21 protein-coding genes are annotated in these 21,329 nt (G+C 59.1%); 10 read left to right on the forward strand and 11 right to left on the reverse strand.

Annotated elements, in window-relative coordinates:
* The first annotated feature begins 21 nt into the window (after positions 1 to 21).
* Entirely contained in the window at positions 22 to 453 is a 432-nt protein-coding gene (trxC, locus tag WCZ84_RS03830; protein ID WP_372684936.1) for a thioredoxin TrxC, read from the forward strand.
* A gap of 68 nt (positions 454 to 521) precedes the next feature.
* Here the strand turns inward: trxC and WCZ84_RS03835 are convergent, their stop codons facing one another.
* Positions 522 to 1,400 carry a LysR family transcriptional regulator gene (locus tag WCZ84_RS03835; protein WP_372684937.1) on the reverse strand — a complete coding sequence of 293 codons (879 nt, stop codon included), beginning with the start codon at positions 1,398 to 1,400 and terminating at the stop codon, positions 522 to 524.
* Positions 1,401 to 1,558: 158 nt separating this feature from the next.
* Between WCZ84_RS03835 and WCZ84_RS03840 the strand changes: the two genes are divergently transcribed.
* From WCZ84_RS03840 to WCZ84_RS03880, 9 genes are all read left to right on the forward strand, one after another.
* On the forward strand, positions 1,559 to 3,007 hold the full coding sequence (locus tag WCZ84_RS03840) for an FAD-binding oxidoreductase (RefSeq protein ID WP_372684938.1): 1,449 nt from the start codon (positions 1,559 to 1,561) through the stop codon (positions 3,005 to 3,007).
* A gap of 58 nt (positions 3,008 to 3,065) precedes the next feature.
* Entirely contained in the window at positions 3,066 to 3,833 is a 768-nt protein-coding gene (locus WCZ84_RS03845) for an SDR family NAD(P)-dependent oxidoreductase (protein WP_372684939.1), read from the forward strand.
* A gap of 41 nt (positions 3,834 to 3,874) precedes the next feature.
* Entirely contained in the window at positions 3,875 to 5,389 is a 1,515-nt protein-coding gene (gene xylB, locus WCZ84_RS03850; RefSeq protein WP_372684940.1) for a xylulokinase, read from the forward strand.
* Positions 5,390 to 5,395: 6 nt separating this feature from the next.
* Entirely contained in the window at positions 5,396 to 6,487 is a 1,092-nt protein-coding gene (locus tag WCZ84_RS03855) for a glycerol dehydrogenase (protein ID WP_372684941.1), read from the forward strand.
* 43 nt (positions 6,488 to 6,530) lie between these two features.
* The gene (locus tag WCZ84_RS03860) at positions 6,531 to 7,520 is read left to right on the forward strand and encodes a TRAP transporter substrate-binding protein (protein WP_372684942.1); all 990 of its coding nucleotides are present in this window, start codon (positions 6,531 to 6,533) and stop codon (positions 7,518 to 7,520) included.
* Between the two features lie 24 nt (positions 7,521 to 7,544).
* On the forward strand, positions 7,545 to 8,012 hold the full coding sequence (locus tag WCZ84_RS03865) for a TRAP transporter small permease (protein ID WP_372684943.1): 468 nt from the start codon (positions 7,545 to 7,547) through the stop codon (positions 8,010 to 8,012).
* Between the two features lie 10 nt (positions 8,013 to 8,022).
* Entirely contained in the window at positions 8,023 to 9,309 is a 1,287-nt protein-coding gene (locus WCZ84_RS03870; RefSeq protein WP_372684944.1) for a TRAP transporter large permease, read from the forward strand.
* A gap of 90 nt (positions 9,310 to 9,399) precedes the next feature.
* The gene (locus WCZ84_RS03875) at positions 9,400 to 9,648 is read left to right on the forward strand and encodes a hypothetical protein (protein WP_372684945.1); all 249 of its coding nucleotides are present in this window, start codon (positions 9,400 to 9,402) and stop codon (positions 9,646 to 9,648) included.
* 19 nt (positions 9,649 to 9,667) lie between these two features.
* Complete coding sequence (locus tag WCZ84_RS03880) at positions 9,668 to 10,024, forward strand: EF-hand domain-containing protein (protein WP_372684946.1); 357 nt, start codon at positions 9,668 to 9,670, stop codon at positions 10,022 to 10,024.
* A 93-nt stretch (positions 10,025 to 10,117) separates the two neighbouring features.
* Here the strand turns inward: WCZ84_RS03880 and pxpA are convergent, their stop codons facing one another.
* The 10 genes from pxpA to WCZ84_RS03930 all read right to left on the reverse strand — a co-directional run bounded on the left by pxpA (position 10,118) and on the right by WCZ84_RS03930 (position 21,305).
* Entirely contained in the window at positions 10,118 to 10,855 is a 738-nt protein-coding gene (gene pxpA, locus WCZ84_RS03885; RefSeq protein ID WP_372684947.1) for a 5-oxoprolinase subunit PxpA, read from the reverse strand.
* 53 nt (positions 10,856 to 10,908) lie between these two features.
* On the reverse strand, positions 10,909 to 12,165 hold the full coding sequence (locus WCZ84_RS03890; RefSeq protein WP_372684948.1) for an aspartate aminotransferase family protein: 1,257 nt from the start codon (positions 12,163 to 12,165) through the stop codon (positions 10,909 to 10,911).
* Between the two features lie 77 nt (positions 12,166 to 12,242).
* Positions 12,243 to 13,259: an ABC transporter permease gene (locus WCZ84_RS03895; RefSeq protein WP_372684949.1), complete on the reverse strand. Its 1,017-nt coding sequence runs from the start codon at positions 13,257 to 13,259 to the stop codon at positions 12,243 to 12,245.
* Between the two features lie 61 nt (positions 13,260 to 13,320).
* A complete protein-coding gene (locus WCZ84_RS03900) occupies positions 13,321 to 14,874 on the reverse strand; it encodes a sugar ABC transporter ATP-binding protein (RefSeq protein ID WP_372684950.1) in 1,554 nt (517 codons plus the stop codon).
* 56 nt (positions 14,875 to 14,930) lie between these two features.
* Positions 14,931 to 15,917: a biotin-dependent carboxyltransferase family protein gene (locus WCZ84_RS03905; protein WP_372684951.1), complete on the reverse strand. Its 987-nt coding sequence runs from the start codon at positions 15,915 to 15,917 to the stop codon at positions 14,931 to 14,933.
* 1 nt (position 15,918) lies between these two features.
* Positions 15,919 to 16,782 carry an allophanate hydrolase subunit 1 gene (locus WCZ84_RS03910; protein WP_372684972.1) on the reverse strand — a complete coding sequence of 288 codons (864 nt, stop codon included), beginning with the start codon at positions 16,780 to 16,782 and terminating at the stop codon, positions 15,919 to 15,921.
* Between the two features lie 9 nt (positions 16,783 to 16,791).
* Positions 16,792 to 18,174 carry an acetyl/propionyl/methylcrotonyl-CoA carboxylase subunit alpha gene (locus WCZ84_RS03915; RefSeq protein WP_372684952.1) on the reverse strand — a complete coding sequence of 461 codons (1,383 nt, stop codon included), beginning with the start codon at positions 18,172 to 18,174 and terminating at the stop codon, positions 16,792 to 16,794.
* Positions 18,175 to 18,176: 2 nt separating this feature from the next.
* Positions 18,177 to 18,425 carry an acetyl-CoA carboxylase gene (locus WCZ84_RS03920; RefSeq protein WP_372684953.1) on the reverse strand — a complete coding sequence of 83 codons (249 nt, stop codon included), beginning with the start codon at positions 18,423 to 18,425 and terminating at the stop codon, positions 18,177 to 18,179.
* 156 nt (positions 18,426 to 18,581) lie between these two features.
* A complete protein-coding gene (gene torT, locus WCZ84_RS03925) occupies positions 18,582 to 19,655 on the reverse strand; it encodes a TMAO reductase system periplasmic protein TorT (RefSeq protein WP_372684954.1) in 1,074 nt (357 codons plus the stop codon).
* A gap of 192 nt (positions 19,656 to 19,847) precedes the next feature.
* Positions 19,848 to 21,305 carry an NAD-dependent succinate-semialdehyde dehydrogenase gene (locus WCZ84_RS03930; protein ID WP_372684955.1) on the reverse strand — a complete coding sequence of 486 codons (1,458 nt, stop codon included), beginning with the start codon at positions 21,303 to 21,305 and terminating at the stop codon, positions 19,848 to 19,850.
* Positions 21,306 to 21,329: the final 24 nt, after the last annotated feature.

Consider the following 21,329-nt stretch of genomic DNA (forward strand, 5'->3'; position numbering starts at 1 on the left):
GCTGGATACAGGCCTTTCGACATGACTTCCCCATTGATCGTGGCATGCGCGCACTGCCACCGCAAGAATCGCGTACCCGCCGACCGTCTGCAGGATGAAGGTCATTGTGGCGTGTGCACACAACCCCTGTTCACGGGCGCGCCCATCGTGGCCAACCAGCAGGCATTTGATGCGCATATAGGCAGTGACCTGCCGGTCGTCGTGGATTTCTGGGCACCCTGGTGCGGCCCGTGCCGCCAGTTTGCGCCCGTATTCGCGCAGTCCGCCCGGCAGTTCGAGCCGCGCGTGCGCTTCCTGAAGGTCGATACTGAAACAGAGCCGGCGCTGGCGCAGCGCTTCAACATCCGCAGCATCCCGACCCTGGTGATGTTTAAGGGCGGCCGCGAGGTCGCGCGGGTGTCCGGCGCCTTGCCGGCGGCGCAGTTTCGCCAATGGGTGAACTCGAATCTTTGAGCGGACGCCCTGGCCGGTCATCTGGGCGAGCAGGGGGCCCGTTTTGATTTGCGTGATGGGTGACGGCTTCAGCGGATACGATTCAGTTCGTCCAGCACATGCTGGACTGCGATCTCCTGGGGACCGCTGCGGTGGGCGATCCCCATGGGGCGCCACAGAGGCGGATCGAGGAACAGGATCTTGATCCGCTCGTCGATTTGCGGATGAAGGGTTTCGTAGGACAGCAAGGTGGCGCCGTAGCCGGCGCCGACCAGGCTCTTGGCGGAGTCATTGTAATTGACGCGTATCTTGGCCTGGGGCCGCAGGCCATCTGCAGCGAACCATTCGTTGATGATGCGGGCCAGTTGGGTGCTGTCATCGTTGAGGATGAGCGGGCGCGCGGCCAGCCAGGCCGCCGTGGCCTTGTCTGGGCTGCTCCAGTGCGCCGGAACGAGGGCAACGACGGGATCCTTTCTCCAGGGGCGTACCTGGACTTCGGCCATCTGGCTTTGTGGCAGGGCCACCGCCGCGATGTCGAGCAGGCCTTTGGCCAGGCGGTCCATGGCCTCGCGCGAATTGAGCACGGCCAGTTCGACTTCTACGCCAGGGTGTTTTTCGGAAAGGCGCCTGAGCGCCATGGGCAGCAGGTAGGCGATCACCGGCGTAGCCGCGCTGACCCGGACCCGGCCGATCTTGCCCTGTGCGTGCATCTGGATGTCTTGCAGCATGGCATCGCTCTGGTTCAGCAGGCGTTGTGCCCGGGCGATCAGCGCCGCCCCAACGCCGGTGGGTTCTGCTTTTTTGCGCTTGCGCAGCAGCAGCTCGACGCCCAGCCGCTCTTCCAGCTCGTTGATGTGCAGGCTGACGGTCGGCGGGGCGAGATGCAGCGCCCTTGCCGCCGCGACGAAAGAGCCTTGTTCCGCGATTGTCACCAGGGTTCTGAGGCGGTCCAGATTGAGTTCGCGCATGTTCAGGATTTCTGAATCAAAAGGTCAGGATATTCAACTTTTATTTATTTTAGCGCCTCCCTACAATCAATCAAGGTAATTGAAATTCGACTGTATCGAAGGAGAAACGTGTGGGCAGTCAACCGCATGATGCATATCGTCGTCGCCAGGCGATGCCTTTGGCCACTCGTGACGCCGTGGCCGCCGAGCTGGCCCGGATCGTGGGGGCCGACCAGGTTTGGAGCGGCGAACAGGCACGGCAGCGCTACCCGGGCGACAAAAGCTGGCTGACGATCGTGCACGCGCACTATGGCGAGCCGCTGAACCAGCCTGAAATCGCCGTCGCGCCGGCGACCGTGGCGCAGGTCTCGGACATCATGCGCCTGGCGTCGCGCGCCGGGCTGGCCGTGACGCCGCTGGGTGGCGGCTCAGGCGTGCAGGGCGCGGCGAACGCCAACCTGGGCGGCTTGCTGCTGGACCTCACGCGTCTGGATCGTGTTCGCGAAATCGATGAGACGTCGCTCACCTGTACTGTCGAATGCGGGATGAACGTCAAGCGGTTCGATGCCGAACTGGCCCGGCAGGGCTTGACCTTCACCCATGATCCGGCATCGGCCGAGTGGGCGTCGATCGGCGGGGCAATCGCCGCGCGGGGCTCGGGGGTGCTCTCGACACGCTATGGCAACATCCAGGATCACGTGCTTTCTCTCGAGGTGGTCCTGCCTGACGGCCAGGTCGCTCAATTGCCGGCCGTGCCCAAGCACGGCGTCGGGCCCGAACTGAGCCAGCTTTTCGTGGGCAGCGAGGGGGTGCTGGGCATCGTCACGGCTGCGCGCGTCAAGATACAGCGGCAACCGAAGGCACGGCGCTTTTGCGCCTTTCACTTTCCCTCGCTCGCCGCCGGGATTGCGGCGGGGCGCGAGATCGTCACCTCGGGCCTGCGCCCTGCGGTGATCCGCCTGTATGACGCGCATGCGGCGGTGCTCAGTCTCGAGAAAATCGTGCGCGCGGGCCTGCAGGGCGAGACCATGGTGCTGATGGTTCAAGGGCAGCATGAAGCATTGGTCGAACTCGAAGCGCAAACCTGCGGCCAGATCTGCCGGGCTCACGGCGGCCAGGCTCTCGATGACCAGATCGGTGCCGTGTGGTGGGACGATCGCTATGGGATGTCCCATCCGCCTCATACGCCGGCGCTGCCGCAAATCTGGATGACGATGGATGCGGTATCGGATTTCAGTTCCCTGCAGGGGCTGTACGACGACGTCACCCGGGCGATTGCCCAGTCGATCGATCCCAAGTGGGGCCTTACCGTCAAGACCCATCTATCGCATTGGTATGAATGGGGCGCCATGATTTATTCCAGGATCAACGTGCCGCAAGGGCCCGACAATCTGCAAGAGGCCGTGGCATTGCACGACCGGATTGTTGATGCCGCGGTGCAGGCCACCCTGGAGGCGGGCGGGGTGATGAACGATCACCACGGCGTCGGGATGCGTTTGGGGCCCCATATGGGGGCGCAGTTTGGTACGGCGGGCATGAGCCTGTTGCAGGGGGTGAAGTCGGGTCTGGATCCCCAGGGGATTCTGTGTCCCGGAAAGCTCGGCCTGGCCAGCCCGCTGGCGGGCTGATCGCGGGCTGATGGCGGAAAGCGCCGCGGTTTTCAATACATGGCAGGGGGGCGATATCATGGATCTGGGCTTATCGGGGCGTGTGGCGCTGATGACCGGCGGCGCGCGCGGCATTGGCCTGGCGCATGCCCGCGCCCTGGGCCGTGAAGGCGCCGTCGTCATCCTCAACGATCTCGATGCGCAGGCGGCCGGCCAGGCGGTGGACCGCTTGCGGGCCGAGGGGATACAGGCGGATTTTCACGTGGGGGATGCCACCGATCCGCAGGTGGTCGAGCACACCGTCACCGACGTGTTGTCTGGGCACGGCCGGTTGGATATCCTGGTCAATAATGCAGGGATCGGGGTCAAGCCGGCGGCGCGGGTGGAAGAAATGCCTTTCGAGGCCTGGCAACGGATGCTGCACGTCCATCTGGACAGCACGTTCCTGTGGTCGCGGGCGGTCGTCGCTCCCATGCGCCGCAACGGCTTCGGGCGCATCATCAATACCTCCTCGATGAACTTCACCGGTGGGGGGCGTCCCGGGGTGGCGCACTATTCGGCTGCCAAAGCGGGCATCGTCGGCTTGACCCGCACCATGGCCAAAGAAGTGGGCACCTACGGAATCACCGTGAACGCGATTGCCCCGGGCTATGTCGCGACCGAACTGATCGCCCAGTTCTCCGCCGACATGATGGAACGCCTGCAGACGCAGAATCCGGTTGGGCGCCTGTGCCTGCCCGAAGAAGTGGCCGCATTGGCCGCTTTCCTGTGCTCTGGTCATGCCGGGTTCATCAACGGCGAACTGATCTGCATGGATGGGGGCCGGCGTGATTTTTACTGGGGTTGAGGCGGGCTCGAGACCAATGATGACAGGGACACATTAATTCGATGGGGAAGCACTATTACATAGGTATCGACATCGGTGCCGGCAGCCTGACGACGACGGTCATCGATCTGCAGGGTGCGGTCGTCGGGTCGGCGAGCGCGGAACTCACCACGCACAGCCCTCACGCGGGCTGGAGTGAGCAGAATCCGCAGGATTGGTGGCAGGCCTTGTGCGCGACGGTCCGGCAGGCGCTGGGCCAGGGCGCGGTCCCTGCCGAACAGGTTGGCGCGGTTGCCCTGAGCGCCGGTGCCCACACGCCTGTCCTGGTCGATGGGCACGGCCAGGTCATCCGGCCAGCCATACTCTGGAGCGACACGCGCAGCCACCTCGAGGCGGCCGAGCTCAAGCAGAAACACGGCAGCGAGATCTTCGAAATCGCCCGCAACGTCCCCGCCGCCACCTGGACGCAGCCGCAGCTGCTCTGGCTGGCGCGCCATGAACCCGAGGCACTGGCGCGGACCCAGCGCCTGTATGTGGCCAAGGATTGGCTGCGGGCCCAACTGACCGATACCTGGGAGACCGATCACACGGAAGCCGCAGGCACCTTGCTGTATGACACGCAGCGCCGGCAATGGTCGGATCGCCTCTGCGAAATGATCGGGCTGGATCCGGCGCAGTTGCCGCCGCTCGTCGCCGTGACGGACGTCGTGGGCCAGGTTACGCCCGAAGCCGCCCGGGCCAGTGGCCTGGCCGCCGGTACACCCGTGGTGTGCGGCAGCTCCGATACCTCCATAGAAACCTATGGCGCCGGGGCGGTCGCGCTGGGTACCGGCGCGGTCAAGCTGGCGACGGCCGCCACGATCACCATGGTCAATGCCGAGCCCGGACCCACGGCCTCCGTGATCCACTACCCATTCTGCGTGCCCGATCTTTGGTACGCCATTGGTGCCACCAACTCCTGTGCCTCTGCGCACCGCTGGTTGCGCGACACGTTTTTTTCCGGCAACGGGATGACGGGCGCCCGCGCCTTCCAGGCCATGGATGACGACGCGGCCCGTGTTCCGGCCGGGGCCGACGGCCTGCTGTTCCATCCGTATCTGCAGGGTGAGCGCACACCTTATTGGGATCCGCTGCTGCGCGGAGATTTTCTTGGCATTACCTTCGCGCATGAACGTCGACATTTCGTTCGCGCCCTATACGAAGGGGTGGCGTTTTCCCTGTATGACGTATTGCAGGCGCTCGAAGAACAGGGCAGGGGGATGACCGCAGCCCGCATCATCGGCGGCGGATCGCATAGCGCCACCTGGCGCCAGATCGTGGCCGACGTGCTGGGGATTTCGATCGCCATGCCGCGCATTACCGATGCCTCATTTGGGGCGGCTCTGGTCGCAGCGGTCGGCGTGGGCGCCTTCCCCGATTTACCGACGGCCGCAGAGCACACGGTGAGCATCGTGGCGCATCACGAGCCGGATGCGCAACAGCACCGGCGGTACCAAGACATGCACGGCATCTACCGTGACGCGGCCAGGGCGCTGTTCGATATCAACCACCGCTTGTCCGCCATCAGCCCGAGGTGACCCAGTATGTTGAAAGTCTTTGCCGCACCCCATCGCTACATTCAGGGCCACGGCGCCCTGGCGCAACTCGGCTCGCTGGCGACGTCCCTGGGGGCGCAGCGCCCATTCGTCATCGTCGATTCGGTCGTGCAGGGGCTGCTCCTGCCGCGCCTCCAAGAGGGCCTCGGCGGCCTCGCCCGGCAAGCCACCATCACGCCCTTCAATGGCGAATGCACGCGTCAGGAGATCGACCGGCTCTCGGGCCTGGCAGCGGATGCGCAGGCCGATCTGATCGTGGGCGTCGGCGGTGGCAAGACCATCGACAGTGCAAAGGGGGTTCGCATCCAGACCCGGCGGCCCATCTTCATTGTGCCCACCATTGCCTCCAATGATTCCCCCACCAGCCGGCTGGTCGTGTTGTATACCCCCGATCATGCCGTGGACCAGGTCGACCTGATGCCCACCAACCCGGATCTGGTTCTGGTCGACACCAGCGTGCTGGTGCAGGCGCCAGAGCGGTTCTTCGTCTCGGGGGTGGGGGATGCGCTGTCCAAGAAATTCGAGGCGGCGCAGTGCATCGGCGCCGGCCGCCAGAATTTCCATGCGGGCCAGGCCACCTTGCTGTCGCAGTCGATTGCCGATCTCTGCTACGACACCGTGCGGGCACACGCCGAAGGGGCGTTGCGGGCCGTCAGGGGCAAGCAGGTCAACGACGACTTCGAGCGTACGGTCGAGGCCACCATATTGCTGTCGGGGCTTGCCTTCGAAAGTGCCGGGTTGTCCATCGCGCATTCGCTGACTCGCGGGCTGTCCGCGGTGCCGGGGCCGGCCGCCGCCCTGCACGGAGAGCAGGTTGCTTTCGGCCTGTTGGTTCAGTTATGGCTTGAAGGCCGGTCTGCGGATTTCATGGCAGACCTGCTGGCATTCTATGGTCGCATGGGTTTACCCAGAACCCTGACCGGACTTGGCTTGCAGGGTGATCCTGCTCAGGCAGCCGAGCTGATCGCCCAGATCACGTGGGAACGGGCGCCATACATCGGGGCCTTTACCCACCCGTTGGATCAAAAGCAACTTTCGGCTGCAATTCTCGACGTTCATCAGTCAAACACCAGAGGCTGATGGACTGAATCCATGATGGTGTGAAACACCAAGGAGACTCACCATGAACAAATGGCTCTCGATCTGCGCTACAGCCGTCGCCCTGTCCCTGGGGGCGCCGGCACTGCATGCTGAAACGACCGTGCGGGTCGGCAGCATCCAGTCCGAAGAATTCTACATGAACCCGTACATCAAGAAATTCGAAGAAATCGTCCGTGAAAAAACAGACAATGCCTACAATTTCAAGGTGTACTACAACAGCACGCTCGGCAGTGAATCCGAGATGTTCGAACAGATGCAGGCCGGGCTGCTCGACATGATGTTCGGCTATTCGGCCATCCTGCCCAACTACGTCAAGGAAACCGAAATCATCGGCCTGCCGGGCCTGCTGTCCAATTTCGACGAAGTCCACAAGATCATGAACGGCCCGATCGGCGAGGATCTGGCCCAGAAAGTCCTGGACAGCACGGGCGTGCGGATCCTCTGGTTCGTGGACCAGGCGCATCGCAACGTGTTCCTGAAAGACAAGGATGTGAAGTCCGTGGCCGACCTCAAGGGGATCAAGCTGCGTTCGCCCAACTCGCCCCTGTATCTCCAGGTGCTGGGTACGATGGGCTTCAATGCGGCCCCCATGGGGTTCAATGAAATCTATACTGCGGTACAGACGGGCGTGGTCGATGGCCACGAGCAGGAAGACCCCGGTATGCTGGCCATGAAATTCTACGAGGTCGAAAACAAGGCGGTGGTGACCCGTCACATGTATCAGTCCGCCGTCTGGGAAGTCAGCGAGAAGTTTTTCCAGAAGCTGCCCGAGAAGGATCGCCAGATTTTCATCGATGCGGCGCGTGAAGCCGGGATCTGGTTCCGTCCGCTGACGGGCCTGGAGGCCGAGCTGGCAGCACGTAAAGAGCTTCAGGAGAAGCATGGGGTCGAAGTGGTCGAGCTCGATCAAGCCGAACTCAACGCCTTGTTCGAACCCATGGTCGATGACTACGCCAAGCAGCGCGGCATTTACGATTACGTGGTCAAGGTACGCGAAGAACTGGGTAAATGATCACGGCCTGAATGGAGTCACCCGATGAACAAATCCTGGCATCCCCTGTTCAGCGAGGTGATCGTGATCCTCTGTTTCATCGCCATCGTGCTGGCCACCTTTCTCGGGGTGGTCAGCCGCTACGTGCTTGAATACTCCTTGCCGTGGGCCGACGAGGTGGCTCGTTATGCCTTGGTCTGGCTGGTGTATGTCGGTATGGTCAGCACCCTGGTGCGCGGCCAGCACGTCTGCGTAGAGATCCTGCTTGTGCGCTACCGCGGCCGGCTCAGGGTCTGGATGCTGAACCTGATCGATCTGGCGTGCATGGTGCTGTTCGGCGCGCTGCTGGTTGGCGGGCTGTTGCTGATGGAGATGGCCCGCACGCAGATCACCCCCGCCCTGGGCATATCCAAGTCCTGGGTCTATGCCGCCGTTCCTTTGGGCTCGGCACTGATGCTGATCGAATACGGCCTGCGCATCAAGCGCCGGCTGTCTGGCCAGAACGCGAACTAAGGAGATCGACATGGAAGCGGTCTTCATGCTCCTGCTGCTGTTCGCCTTCCTGACCATCGGTATTCCGATCGCCTTCTCGATCGGTCTTTCCGTCCTGACCATGCTGCTCGTCAGTGACGTGCCCGTCCTGATTTTTGCACAACGGGCGGCGAACGCCGCCGACAGTTTTGCCCTGCTCGCCATTCCGCTGTTCGTGCTGGCGGGCGAGCTCATGAACCATGGCGGCCTGACGAGCCGCCTGATCGGCTTTGCCCAGGCCCTGATCGGGCATTTGCGGGGCGGGCTGGGCCAGACCGGCGTTTTTGCCAGCCTCATTTTTGCCAACGTATCCGGCTCGGCCGTGGCCGACACGACAGCCATCGGTTCGGTGCTGGTGCCGTCCATGATCGACAAGGGCTACAAGCCGACCTTCGTGGCCTCGCTGCAGGCCAGTGCGGGCTGCCTGGCGCCCATCGTGCCCCCGAGCATCCTGTTGATTCTTTACGGCTCCATTGTCAATGTCTCGATCGGGGCCTTGTTTCTTGGGGCGGTCATTCCAGGCTACCTGATCGCCCTGTGCCTGATGGCCGTGGTGTATGTGCTCACCTCGCCCAGGCGGCAGCCAGGCATCGTGCGCGAGCCCTTTGCCGGCTGGTCCATGATCAAGTCGGCGACCCGCCAGGCTTTGCCGGCGCTGGCCATGCCTGTGATCATCATTGGCGGCATCGCCGGCGGGGTGTTCACGGCGACAGAGGCGGGCGCCGTCGCGGTGGTATATGCGTTCCTGGTCGGCCGGTTCTATTATCGTGGCTTTCGTCTCCGTGACCTGCCGCAGATCCTGATTGCCTCGGCTGGCGTGACCGTCATGGTAATGGCGATCATCGCATTTGCCGCCATCTTTGGCTGGCTTCTGGCCTGGCAGAACGTGCCTGATACGCTTGGGGCCTGGATCCAGTCCGTCGCCAGCAGCCCATACCTGTTTCTGGCCATCGTCATCGGCTTCGTCCTGCTGCTGGGCATGGTCATGGAGGTCCTGGCCATCGCCACCATATTCGGCCCGCTACTGCATACGCTGGCGATCGGCTATGGCTTTGATCCCATCTTTTTTGGCGTGATCCTCGCCATTCTCATGCAGATCGGCGGGGCCACACCGCCCGTGGGCGTGCTGCTCAACATCACCTGTGGCCTGGCCGGCGTGACCCCCGGGCGTTGCCTGGGCTATATGGGTATCTTCGTGGGCGTCTACCTGTTCGTGGTGCTCCTGGCGATCCTCTTCCCATCGATGGTGACCTATTTGCCGCACATGATGTTTGGCTGATGGCCGGCATGCAAAACGCATCACCTAAGCGCTTTTCACGCTATGATGAAGTTCTCGAAGCTTGAATCTGATTGAGCAGGAGGTCTCTTCATGAGCAAAACAGCGTTGATTGCAGCGGTGCTGGCCACCGGGTTTCTGGCCGCGTGCCAGTCGCCCATGGGTGCGCGCGGCGGGCAGGCCAATGCGTCTGAATTCGACTGCATCGCAGCCACGGTGGGCGGCGCCGTCATTGGCGGCCTGGTGGGCAGCACCATAGGCGGTGGCAGTGGCAAGACACTGGCAACGGCGGCCGGTATCGGCGGGGGGGGTTATTTGGGCAATCGCATGGGTTGCCGCTAAGGCACAGGGGGAACACATCATGAAAAAAAATCTGTTTCTTCTGGCGACACTGCTGATCAGTGCGTCGGCGTGGGCCCAGCAAGGCCCATCGGCCTGGACGGAAGACCACTTCAGCCGCCTCGACGCCAACCAGGATGGCCAGGTCAGCCGGGCCGAGTACCGCCAGTTCATGGAAGAGGCCTACGCCAATCTCGACAAAGATGGCAATGGCCGGGTCACGCCGGCCGAGGCCGCGGGTGTGTTGACGATCGAGCAGTTCGCCCGCGTCGATACCAACCAGGATGGCACCATCGGGAAAACCGAATTCATGGATGCGGTCATGGCCGACTTCGACCGCCAGGACCGCGATGGCGACGGGTTCTTATCGCGCGAATGAAGGTGCAATGAGATACCGGCGGCGCGCTCAAGGGTCGTGATGATTCATCAAGGCCCTTGACTGCCTGTTTTGCAACATATAGGTTATAGGGCGTCAGCTAGGTTTCTGCAGCCTATTCAGCACATCGCGAACGGCCGTTGCCACTTCGACCGCGTTAGGCGTATCAGAATGGACACACACGGAATTCACGTATACGCTGATTTCCTTGCCCGAAACGCTGTCCATCTTACCTTTGGTAACCGCCTTTTCCACGCGCTTTGCCGCAAGTGCGGGGTCGACGGGCGCGTGCTTCTGCGTAATGATCAATAAGCCCTTGTCATCATATTCGAGATCGGCATAAAACTCGGCTATGAACGGATGCCCTCTTTGCCGGATCACGTCTTCTTCGACCGTTCCGGGCAACCCCAGGATGGGCACCTGGAAAATATCCGCCACGTCGCAGATGGTGTGAGCGATTTCAGGGTCTTTGAAGGCCATTCCGGCCAATGCGCCGTGTGGCTTGATGTGGTTCAGGCTCAAGCCTTCTTTCTGCAGGAAACCGTTCAGAGCCCCCACCTGGTAAATAATGATGTTGGCCAGCTCGGCTCTGGGAATCTTCATTTCGCGCCGGCCGAAACCCTGCAGATCGGGCAAGGACGGATGCGCGCCAATGCGAACGTCGTGCCGGCAGGCGAGTTCGACGGTTTTTGCCATGTGGTTGGGATCGGACCCATGAAATCCGCATGCGATGTTCGCCAAGTCGATCAGCGGCATGAGACTGGCATCATCGCCTAGCTGATAGATGCCGAAGCTTTCTCCCATATCGCAGTTTATTGTCACCTTCATTTTCATGTTCCTCGAGATGTTACATGGCCGGCTTGAATGAATGCATAATCGGCGCGATGCTAGCCTAAAACAGCCTGTATGGCGGAGGAAAATATATCCATGCCCTGTTCCAGTTCTTTCTTGGAAACAATCAACGGCGGCACGATTCTTATGACATTTCCTTCCTGGCCGCAAGTCAGCAGCAACAGCCCCTGATTCTCGGCTTCGGCGCGGATTTCTTCTGCCAGTTTCCAGTTCGCCTTTCTGTCTGCGTCGAAGAATTCGATCCCCTGCATGAGGCCCAGCCCTCGCACGTTACATGACATGTTGCGGTGGTCCTTAACCAGCTGATCGAGCGACGATCTGAGTTCGGATCCGCGCAGCGCGGCGTTTTCCACCAACGACTCGTTTGCAATGACTTCGATCGTTGCGATGGCGGCAGCGGCGGCTACGGCATTGCCGCAGTACGTCCCCCCTTGCGAGCCGGGCCATGCCTTGCGCATCAGGGATTCGGGTGCTGCGATGCCGGAGATCGGGTATCCGCTGGCGATGCCTTTTGCGAATATCAGGATGTCGGGCGTCACGTCGTAATGGTATTGCGCCCAATATTTGCCGGTTCTGCCGACGCCGCATTGGATTTCGTCAAAAATAAGCAGTATGCCGTGCTCATCCGCCCGCTTTTTGAGCCCTTTTATGAACTCTACAGGCGTGGGTATGTAGCCCCCATCGCCGAGAACAGGTTCAATGATGAATGCGGCCGTATCTCGCGGATCGGAAATCGCTTTGAACAACAGGTCCAGTTCGGCCAGTGCGAAGCGCACGGCCTCGTCTTCGCTCATGTTCCAGCGCGCGGCATGGGGAAACGCAGCGACATAGGCGCCCGCCATGAGGGGTGAGAATCCAGAGCGGACCGTCGCCCTTGCCGACGTGAGCGATGCGCTGGCCACGGTGCGGCCGTGATAGCCGCCCATGAAGGAAATGATGTTCGGCCTGCCGGTCGCCATGCGCGCAAGCCGTATGGCTGCCTCGACCGCTTCGGCGCCAGAATTGCCGTAATAGATGCTGTCGAGCGATTTTGGAAGCACGGTACCAAGCGCATCCGTCAGGTTCAGCAATGGCTCGTGCAAGGCAACCGCGTATTGCACGTGCGCCACTTTTTCTGCTTGCGCCCGTACGGCCTCCACTATTTTCGGATGGCAGTGGCCCGTGCTGGTGACCGCGATCCCCGATGTGAAATCCAGGTATTCCTTGCCGTTGGTCGCTTTCAACCAGCATCCGTGGCCTGATTGAACGACCAAATTCGTGGATTGTTTCAGGACAGGACTCAATTTTGTCATTTGAATACTCTAAGTAATGAAGCACATTGTAAATAATGGCCGTTCACGCGCATAAGGCCTGATGAACGGCGGTCCATCTAGAAAACCTGTTTTCTCCATTGTTCTTTTTTGACGTCAATGATCACGGAGGCGATCAATACCACGCCCAAAGTGACCATTTGCCAGTTCGATCCCAGTCTTGCCAGGTCCATGCCGTTTGACAACATCACGACAAATATCGCACCGCCTATTGCGCCGCCGATGCCGCCCCGGCCGCCGCGCAACGAGGCGCCACCAATGATTGCCGCAGTAATCGACTCGAGGGGAAAAGCGCTGCCGAGCAGCGGCTGGCCTGCCGACACCCGCGCCGTCAGTAGCCAGGCGCCGAAAGCCGTCAGTACGGAACAGGTCAGATACGTCAGGCTGACGTACTTGGTGATGGGGATTCCAGTCACGTGGGCAGCCTTTTCGTTTCCGCCAATGGCATATAGCGCCTTGCCGTAAGGCTGAAATATCACGAAGAAGGCGACGATCAATATGGCCGGTATGGCTGCGATCAACAAGGCCGGAATCCCGAATACGTCGCCCGAGCCAAAACCGATGACGAAGCTCATTGGAATGCCGCTGATCTGTTGACCCGAGCTCAGGAGCAGCGTGGCGCCTTGAAAGATCGATGCCGTCGCAAGCGTTGCTATGAATGGATTGACTTTCAGCAGGCTGACCGTGACACCATTGATGATCCCGCAAATCAGCCCGATGCCAAGTGCCGCCAGGAGCCCCAGGGTGATGGCCAGCGCGACGTTCTCGGTGCCGCCATTCGATACCGACGCCATCACCATGGCGCTGGTAATGCTGGTCAGTGCCGTCACCGCGCCGACCGACAAGTCGAACCCGCCTGTGATCAGAACCAGCATCTGCCCTACGGTGATCAATAACAGAAAGACGACTTGGGTGCTTAAGTTGGAGATATTTGTCGAGCTGATGAAAATTGGATTCAATATTGAAAAAACAATCACCGATGCCAATAGCAGCAATATGACCAGATTGGTCTTGACGATCAGTTTCTTGAAAATAACTGCAAAATAATTTGCGGATACCTGTGATGATCTAGGCATTGCTATCGCTCACTAAGTTATTTGGTCTGGTTTGTCATTTACTTATACGTGAAATCGGTGATCAGGCGGCTGGGCTCTCGGATCTTTCACGGGTGGCTTGGGTAATGCCAAACGATGCCTTCAGGATCTGGTCTGAGCTGATCTCTTCCTGGCCGAGTTCGGACACGATTCTTCCACGGTGCATGACGTACACGCGATGACATAACCGGCTGACTTCCTCCAGGTCAGAGGAAATCATGATGATCGCGACTTTCTTTTCGTTCAGGAGCGCCAGAACCTTTCTGTATATATGTTCTTTGGCCCCTACGTCCACACCGCTTGTGGGTTCTTCCAGAATCAGTACGGAACGGGTGCTTTGGATGGATCTCCCAATCAACACCTTTTGTTGGTTTCCGCCCGATAATCGGCCAATGATGGCGTCCTTGTCGGGTGGCCGGACATCCATCGCATCGATGATCTGATCGGCGTTTTTTCTCAGTGCCTTGTTGTCCACGACGCCATGCCTGAAAGCATTGAGCCTGTGCTCCGCGCCCATGTTGATGTTTTCGCCCACCGTTCCAATCAGGGACAGCCCTTCCGCGTGCCGATCCCCTGGTACCCGCGAGACCCCGAGATCCAGCATGGCTGCCGGGCGTATTTGGCCGACGTCTTTGCCGTCGATCGTGAAGCGCTTGAAATCGGACTCGATACTGCCAAAGAGCGCCGCACCCAGCCGATCCTTGCCGCAGCCTATCAGGCCCGCGATGCCAACGATTTCACCCCTGTGGACGTGCAGGCTGCAATCCGTCACACTGGCGTCCGCGGTGGACAGGTTTTCGACTTCGAGGGCGGGCCGGTCCTTGGTGGCCTTGAATTGGGGAAGTGGCGGATACAAGTCGCTGAAGCTCTCGGCGCACATGGCGTGGATGAGTTCATCCACCGTGACCGCTTTGATGTCCGACGTAAGAGAAACGGTGCCGTTGTATAGCACGGTCACTTCGTCGGCTATTTCGGTCAATTCTTCCAGACGGTGGGTTATATATAATATGGCCCAGCCCTCGTCCCTCAGGTTTCGAATCACCTTGAACAGATTGTCGGTTTCTGTTCGGGAAATACTTGCCGTCGGCTCGTCGAAAAGTATGACGCCCTTTTTACCCATGATGGCGCGGCCTATGGCAACCAGTTGCTGGGTGCCCACGCTGAGGTTTTCCAGTGTCGTGTTGACCGGGTCGTGAATCGAGAGTTTCCCGCAGACATCCTGGCACAGGCTTTGCATGTGCTTTTTTTGCGGTACCCCCAGCTTGTTGGTTTTTTCACGCCCAAGGAACAGGTTGTCGACGATGCTCAGCGTCGGCGCCAGCCCCAGATCCTGCAGGACCGCGTTGATCCCCAGCTGGCGTGACGTCCGTGGAGAATTGTTCGATATCAAACTGCCATTCAGGTATAAGTTCCCCTGGGTCTGCTTGTGCACTCCGATTATGATGTTCACCAACGTCGATTTTCCAGCCCCGTTTTCGCCCAAAAGCGCGTGCACGGTGCCTGGGCGAATGTGCAGGCCGACATTGCTCAATACCTGATTGGGCCCGAACGCCATGGATACATCTTCGACGATCAGGCCCATTTTCTGTTCATTCATGTCGCCCATAATTCACCCATTTCACAAGCGGTGGTCGATTTGATTCGAATCGAATGTCAAACCGGCCTTTTGATATGATCGCGCAGCGTATCCAGCCGGTGCTTTCGGGCCTTCCTGGCCTCGAGCGCTTCTTCCATGCTCACCATCTGGAACCGCACCTTGGCATTTGGCTGCAGTTGCGCGATCTTGTCCATGTCGGCGCTGATCACCGCGCCTATCGTGGCGTAGCCGCCGCCGGAGACCGCGTCGCGGTGCAATATGATCGGCTCTATGCCGCCCGGAATCTGGATGGAACCATAGGGATAGCCGGCATCCACGATGTTCGAGGGGTCTGAGCCCGCGCCAAAGGGTGGAATGGGGCGGGGTGCGAATTCTATTTTTCTTCCGCCCGAAAACCGATAACCCATCCGATCGGATTCGTTGGTCACCTTCCATTCGTCGTTATAGAAAGCGTCCAGGGAACGGTCGGTCAGCCTGTAGCTGAAGAGCCCTGACACCACGCGCAATAGGGTGGGGCTGGACCCGTCGCGCAACTGCTCGGCTGGAGCGCCGTGAGTGGCCGCCGTCGGGGCGCCCTGTTGCTGAACGGTGGACAGTGAGTCGCCTTCCTTGAGCCGGCGCCCGGACAGCCCGCCAATGCCGCCCGCAAGATAAGTGGACCGGCTGCCCAGCACCAACGGCGCGTCGATGCCGCCGGCGACCGCAATGTATATTCTTGCGCCTTTTTTGGGATACCCGAAGGAAACGACGTCGCCCTTTTTTATCTTCAATTGTTCCCACATGGGATGCACGGTGTCGTTGACCTTTACCTCGACGTCGGCGCCTGTCACCGCGATCGCCGTATCCGCATGAAATTGCAGCTTCGGACCCAACAGCGTGCCTTCGAGCACCGCTGCATCAGCCTCGTTGCGAACCAGCCAGTTTGCGATCGTGCACGCTTCTATGTCTGCCGCGCCGCTTAAAGGGATCCCCACGTGGTAGTAGCCGGGCCGTCCGAGATCCTGGATCGTAGTAGAAAGACCCCCATCTAGTACTTGGATCATCTTATTTCTCCTCGATGGCTAAGTTTGGCTGTGAAGGGTCATTCATGAATTTTTCGATTGAAAAAGTCACGTTTTTTATGTCCAGCTGCAAGGTCCCTTTGTTTGCTTCGTCTGCCAGCCGTTCGTATTCTTTCTGGCTGATCGGCCTGTATTTGATGATGTCCCCTGGCTTGAAAAAGATCATCGAATCCTGAAAGTACGTCAGCTTGGAATCTGCTTCGAATATCGGTGCAGGTGAAATGCCGAGCATCTGGTACCCACCGGCCCCCCTGACGGAGTAGTACGAACAGAAACAACCGCCGTGCGCGATCGTCAGTTTGGGGGTATCGGTACGCGGCCGCAGGTATTTGGGGAGTTGTATTTGCTCGGAATTCGGCACCAGCTGATAGCAAAACGGCAAGCCGGCCACGAACCCGACCATAGTGACGATCCAGGGCGCCGCGCTGTATCGGTGTATGAATTCATCGACACTTGCCATGTTGTGGGACTTGGCCGCGAATTCAATGTCCGACAAGTCCGGTTCCTGGCGCCTGTCTCGAAATTTCTGAGCGGTGGCGGTGGTCCAGGGGTCATTGAAAAACACTGGGATGGTGATGAACCGCGTGTCGATGTTCGTTGCCGTGCCGCTCAGTGTCCCATCGATTTCTTCTGTGATGCTTTTTATCTTTTCCGGCGCTATCACGTCTGGATCGAACCGCACGAGAAGCGATGCATTGGCCGGGCATATTTCGGTGACGCCGTCGATATTTTTGGCCTTTAGCCGTTCGGCGATCGTCAACGCTTTTGCAAATGCCTGTATCGACATGCTTTCGGATATTTTGACGAACAGATGTTCGTCACCGCCGAATGAATATTCAGACACCATCGTCATAAGTCAGCTCCGTACTTTCTTGAGATAGCCATTGTCGCGCAACCAGTCTTCGAAGTAATTCGTGTTGAACTCACCAGCCATTATGCCATCATCGATCGATAATGCCTGCAATAGCTTGATGTTTGTCTTCAGACCCTCTATTGCCGTTTCGTCCAGCGCCCTGGCCATTCGTTTCAGTGCGTCAATCCTGGACGCATCGTGAACGATGATTTTTGCCAGCAGCCCGTCGTAATAGGGTGGCACGAAGTATTCCACGCTCAGCCCGTGGTCCACCCGTACCCCAGGCCCTGACGGCCAGTTCATTCTGGAGATTTTCCCGATATTCGGCAATAAATTGTTTTCCGGGTCTTCGGCGATCACCCTGACCTGAATGGATGCGCCCCGACTGGCCACATCCTGTTGCGTGATCGACAGTTCGTTCCCCTCGGCGATTTTTATCATCTCTTTGACGATGTCTATCCCGGTTATTTCTTCGGTTATCCCATGTTCGACTTGTATTCTTGTATTCATTTCCATGAAATAAAACCGATTCTCATCGGTGTCGAACAGATATTCGATCGTTCCCGCACCCGAATAATGAATATTTCTGGCGATGTCGACTGCACTCTGGTGTATGGCAGCCCGTACGTCGCCGGGAAGAATCGGTGCCGGTGCTTCTTCCCATACTTTTTGACGCTTTCTTTGGATCGAGCAATCGCGCTCCAACAGATGTATCTGATGGACGCCGTCGCCTAGGATTTGCACTTCGATGTGTTTCGCGTTTTTTATGTATTTTTCTACGTAGGTCTCGTTGCTGCCGAATGAAGAATAAGCCTCGGACCGGGCGATCTTCCACTGGTTCTGCAGATCCTGCCGGTCGTTGCAGATCCTGATCCCTCGCCCGCCACCGCCGGCGGCCGCTTTGATGAGGACTGGGTAGCCGATGGCATCGGCTGTGTCCAGGGCATCTTCGACGCTGTCCGACGAGATGGCGCTACCGGGAACGGTCGGCACGCCTGCCGCGCGAATGATTTCTCGGGCTTTTATTTTGTTGCCCATCGACCGTATCGTTTCTGCGGACGGCCCGATGAAGATGAGGCCCTCGGACTGCACGGTATCCGCGAATTCTGCAGATTCGGCCAGGAACCCATACCCGGGGTGAATCGCATCGGCGCCGAAGTCCTTTGCGGCGGAAATGATGCCGCCCATGGACAGATAGCTGTCCTTGGCCGGACTGGGCCCGATCCTGACCGATTCATCGGCCATCTTGACGTGGAGTGCATCCCGGTCTGCGTCGCTGTAGATGGCTACGGTTTTTTTGCCCAGCTCTTTGGCCGCCCGGATTACCCGAACGGCAATCTCGCCCCTGTTCGCTACCAGGATCTTGCTTATTCTTGCTGCCTTCATGCTTACTTCTCTGGTTCTACGCTTAGGAGAGGCATGTCCACGTCGATGCTGGCACCATCCTCCACGTGAAATTCGGTTATTTTCCCCGAGACCGTGGATTTCACGTCCGTGTATTGCTTCATGATTTCTATGATACCGACGATGTCCCCTTCGTTGACGGAGTCTCCTGCGTTCTTGAAAGGCTCGCTGTCGGGATCGGGTTTGCGGTAGAAGATGCCTGGCAGTTGGCTCTTTATTATTTCAACGCTCATGTCTTTGCTCCTGGCATACGTCAATATTGCTTGACTATCATCGCGGGGCAGCCTTGTGTGATGCTGCAAGGCTGCCCTGATGAATTGAATGATGGTTAATCGTATTTACCTGTTGTTTGATTCAGTAAATTGAAGGATACGAATTCCGGCCCGTCGTCATTTGGCGGGAGCATAGGAGTACGTGGCGCTGAAGTTGGATGGCGCAAACATGTCGTCGTGCGGCACGGTCTTTGCATTTTTGATGTCGATGACTTCAGGTATGGGGCCCACCATTTTGGCTTTGAGCGTCTCGCCCTCCAACAGCCTCACGGCCAGGTCTACCGCCATTTTCCCCTGGATGACCGTGAAGTCCGTTGGCGATGCCACCGCGGTGCCATTGAGGATGTTTTCGTACACCTGTGGATCGATGTCAAAGGCGTAGACCTTCACGGAGTCTGCCTTTTTCAGGTTTCGAACGGCAACGCTTCCGGCGGCGCCAGCCACGTCAACCCCAACGATCGCATTCATGTCGGGGTACGCCAGCAATGCATCCTGTATGAGATTGAGTTGCGTGTTGAGCTCCGTATCCGCCCTTCTTGTGACGATCACTTCGACATTGGTGCCTTCGATGGTCTTGTTGAACCCGATGACGGCCTGATCAGACCAGTTCGCTCCTTCGGGCCCCGGGAAAAAGCCTACTTTGATCTTTTCCCCGTCGGAATGATCAATCAGATACTTGGCGGTTTGAACGGCCAGGTCATGAAAGCTTACACGGGCATGTGCCGATATATCCTCGCTCGTAACCCCGTTGACGAAGTCGATGACGGGTATGCCGGCCCGCTTGGCCCGGTGAATGCCTGCCCATGTGCCTTGATCGCTGATGGCCCCGAGGATGATGGCATCGTATTGCTGGGTGATGCAGTTATCCATTTGGGCCATCTGCTTGTCCAGGTTTGTGTATCCGTTGGCCTGGAACATGTCCAACTGCACTTTATCGCGTTCGGCTTCCGATATGATCCCGTAGTTTGCCGCCAACCAATAGGCATGATGCATGTCGGGAAACAGGGCGCAGATCTTCCATTCCTTCGTTATTTTGTCCGTTGCAATCGGCTCATAGACGCCTTCCGTCGTCGTGCCGTCCGCTGTGAAATTGGCGGGCGCTGACCAGTTGGTCTCTGCGTGCGCAGCGACGTTGAGCCCCATGAAGAGGCTGACGGCCAGTATGGTGATTTTGAATTTGTTCGGTTGCATAAATTTATCCTATTGCCTCGATGTTTTGATTGATAAAGTTATAAATATGTTATTAATATTTACGCATCGCCTACTCCCATAGATCGTAAATTGACGTGACCTACCTTTTCGGGAACGCCCGTTGTGGATTTGGCGGGATTTCTGGACGGTTGGTTTCAGGCGTCTCCTGGGGTCTCCTGGGGTCTCGGTCTGTCAGCGGGTGCCGTCGGGTACGGTCTGCAGTTCGACATATTCCAGTAGGCCGGCTTGCCCGCCTTCCCGTCCAAGCCCCGATGTGAGCATCCCGCCAAATGGTGTGTGCGCAGCCGGGCCCATGCCCGTGTTGTAGCCACAGTGCCCGAAGTGCAGGCGCGCGATCAGGTTCGCATCGCGCTGCTTGTTTTGGCCGTATACGTAAGCCGCGAGGCCAAACAGGGTGTCGTTGGCTTGTTCGAGCACGGCGTCGGTGTCGTCGAAGCGGATCAACGGAACCAGCGGCCCAAAGGTTTCTTCCTGGCAGCAGCGCATGTCGTGCGTCACCCCGGTCAGTACGGTGGGCGGGTACATCAGGCTCTTGGCGGAATCCAGCGTCTTGGGATCCGGCCCCGCTTCGATTTTGGCGCCTTTGGCGACGGCGTCCATGACGTGTTCCTTGACCTTGTCGAAACCGGCCGCATTGATCAGCGGGCCGATGTCCACGCCTTCGTCCATGCCATTGCCCACCTTCAGTGCGTTGACGCGCGCGAGCAGTTTTTGGGTGAAGCGGTCGTAGACCGCACTGTGCACGAAAACCCGATTGGCGCAGACACAGGTCTGGCCCGCGCCGCGGAACTTATTGGCCATCAGGCCGTCGACGGCGGCATCCAGGTCGGCGTCTTCGCAAACGATGAAAGGTGCGTTGCCACCCAGCTCGAGGCCCAGTTTCTTGACGTCGGTCGTGGATTGCCCGATCAGCAGCTGACCGACTTCGGTGGAGCCGGTAAACGAGATCATGCGCACAATGGGCGATTTCATGAGTACGCCGCCGATTTGCCCCGAGCTGCCCATGACCAGGTTGAGCATCCCGGCCGGCAGGTCCAGATGATCATGAAAGATCTTGAAGGCCGCGACCATGGTCAGCGGTGTGTCGGTGGCTGGCTTGATGATCGAAGGACATCCCGCGGCCAGTGCCGGCGCGATTTTCTTGGCGATCATCGCAATGGGGAAGTTCCAGGGCGTAATGAGCCCCACGACGCCGACGGGCCGCTTGTGGATGGTCCAGGTGCAGTCCTTGAACTGTCCCGGTTGAGGTTCGGGGGCCAGGAATTCCAGCATGACCTTGGCGTAGTAGTCGAAAAAGCTGGCTGCATACTCGACCTCGCCCTGGGCCTCGGGCCAGGGCTTGCCGTGTTCCATGCACAGGATGCGGCCGATTTCCTGCTTGTTGGCCAAGAGGGCATCGCGCGCTTGGATGAGCCATTTCTGGCGGGTTTCGGCACTGGGTACGGACGCCAGGGCGGCGTTCGCAGCGGCAATGGCGCGTTCGGTTTCGCTCGCCCCCATTTTGGGCGCTGTCGCGATGACTTGGGCGGTGGCCGGGTTGATGACGTTGAATCGGGCGCCCGAGTCGGCATCGACCCATTGACCGTTGATGTAGCCGGATATCGGATCAAGAAGAGAAGATTGAATCATGTTGAACCTGCAAAATATGAAAGA

Source organism: Castellaniella sp. (genome assembly GCF_041675725.1).
GTDB lineage: Bacteria > Pseudomonadota > Gammaproteobacteria > Burkholderiales > Burkholderiaceae_B > Castellaniella.

What these genes read in the sequence shown, in the direction of transcription:
- trxC (WP_372684936.1), top strand. Translation starts at nt 22, where the DNA reads ATGACTTCCCCATTGATCGTGGCATGCGCGCACTGCCACCGCAAGAAT.
- WCZ84_RS03835 (WP_372684937.1), bottom strand. Translation starts at nt 1,400, where the DNA reads ATGCGCGAACTCAATCTGGACCGCCTCAGAACCCTGGTGACAATCGCG.
- WCZ84_RS03845 (WP_372684939.1), top strand. Translation starts at nt 3,066, where the DNA reads ATGGATCTGGGCTTATCGGGGCGTGTGGCGCTGATGACCGGCGGCGCG.
- xylB (WP_372684940.1), top strand. Translation starts at nt 3,875, where the DNA reads ATGGGGAAGCACTATTACATAGGTATCGACATCGGTGCCGGCAGCCTG.
- WCZ84_RS03855 (WP_372684941.1), top strand. Translation starts at nt 5,396, where the DNA reads ATGTTGAAAGTCTTTGCCGCACCCCATCGCTACATTCAGGGCCACGGC.
- WCZ84_RS03860 (WP_372684942.1), top strand. Translation starts at nt 6,531, where the DNA reads ATGAACAAATGGCTCTCGATCTGCGCTACAGCCGTCGCCCTGTCCCTG.
- WCZ84_RS03865 (WP_372684943.1), top strand. Translation starts at nt 7,545, where the DNA reads ATGAACAAATCCTGGCATCCCCTGTTCAGCGAGGTGATCGTGATCCTC.
- WCZ84_RS03870 (WP_372684944.1), top strand. Translation starts at nt 8,023, where the DNA reads ATGGAAGCGGTCTTCATGCTCCTGCTGCTGTTCGCCTTCCTGACCATC.
- WCZ84_RS03875 (WP_372684945.1), top strand. Translation starts at nt 9,400, where the DNA reads ATGAGCAAAACAGCGTTGATTGCAGCGGTGCTGGCCACCGGGTTTCTG.
- WCZ84_RS03880 (WP_372684946.1), top strand. Translation starts at nt 9,668, where the DNA reads ATGAAAAAAAATCTGTTTCTTCTGGCGACACTGCTGATCAGTGCGTCG.
- pxpA (WP_372684947.1), bottom strand. Translation starts at nt 10,855, where the DNA reads ATGAAAATGAAGGTGACAATAAACTGCGATATGGGAGAAAGCTTCGGC.
- WCZ84_RS03890 (WP_372684948.1), bottom strand. Translation starts at nt 12,165, where the DNA reads ATGACAAAATTGAGTCCTGTCCTGAAACAATCCACGAATTTGGTCGTT.
- WCZ84_RS03895 (WP_372684949.1), bottom strand. Translation starts at nt 13,259, where the DNA reads ATGCCTAGATCATCACAGGTATCCGCAAATTATTTTGCAGTTATTTTC.
- WCZ84_RS03900 (WP_372684950.1), bottom strand. Translation starts at nt 14,874, where the DNA reads ATGAATGAACAGAAAATGGGCCTGATCGTCGAAGATGTATCCATGGCG.
- WCZ84_RS03905 (WP_372684951.1), bottom strand. Translation starts at nt 15,917, where the DNA reads ATGATCCAAGTACTAGATGGGGGTCTTTCTACTACGATCCAGGATCTC.
- WCZ84_RS03910 (WP_372684972.1), bottom strand. Translation starts at nt 16,782, where the DNA reads ATGGTGTCTGAATATTCATTCGGCGGTGACGAACATCTGTTCGTCAAA.
- WCZ84_RS03915 (WP_372684952.1), bottom strand. Translation starts at nt 18,174, where the DNA reads ATGAAGGCAGCAAGAATAAGCAAGATCCTGGTAGCGAACAGGGGCGAG.
- WCZ84_RS03920 (WP_372684953.1), bottom strand. Translation starts at nt 18,425, where the DNA reads ATGAGCGTTGAAATAATAAAGAGCCAACTGCCAGGCATCTTCTACCGC.
- torT (WP_372684954.1), bottom strand. Translation starts at nt 19,655, where the DNA reads ATGCAACCGAACAAATTCAAAATCACCATACTGGCCGTCAGCCTCTTC.
- WCZ84_RS03930 (WP_372684955.1), bottom strand. Translation starts at nt 21,305, where the DNA reads ATGATTCAATCTTCTCTTCTTGATCCGATATCCGGCTACATCAACGGT.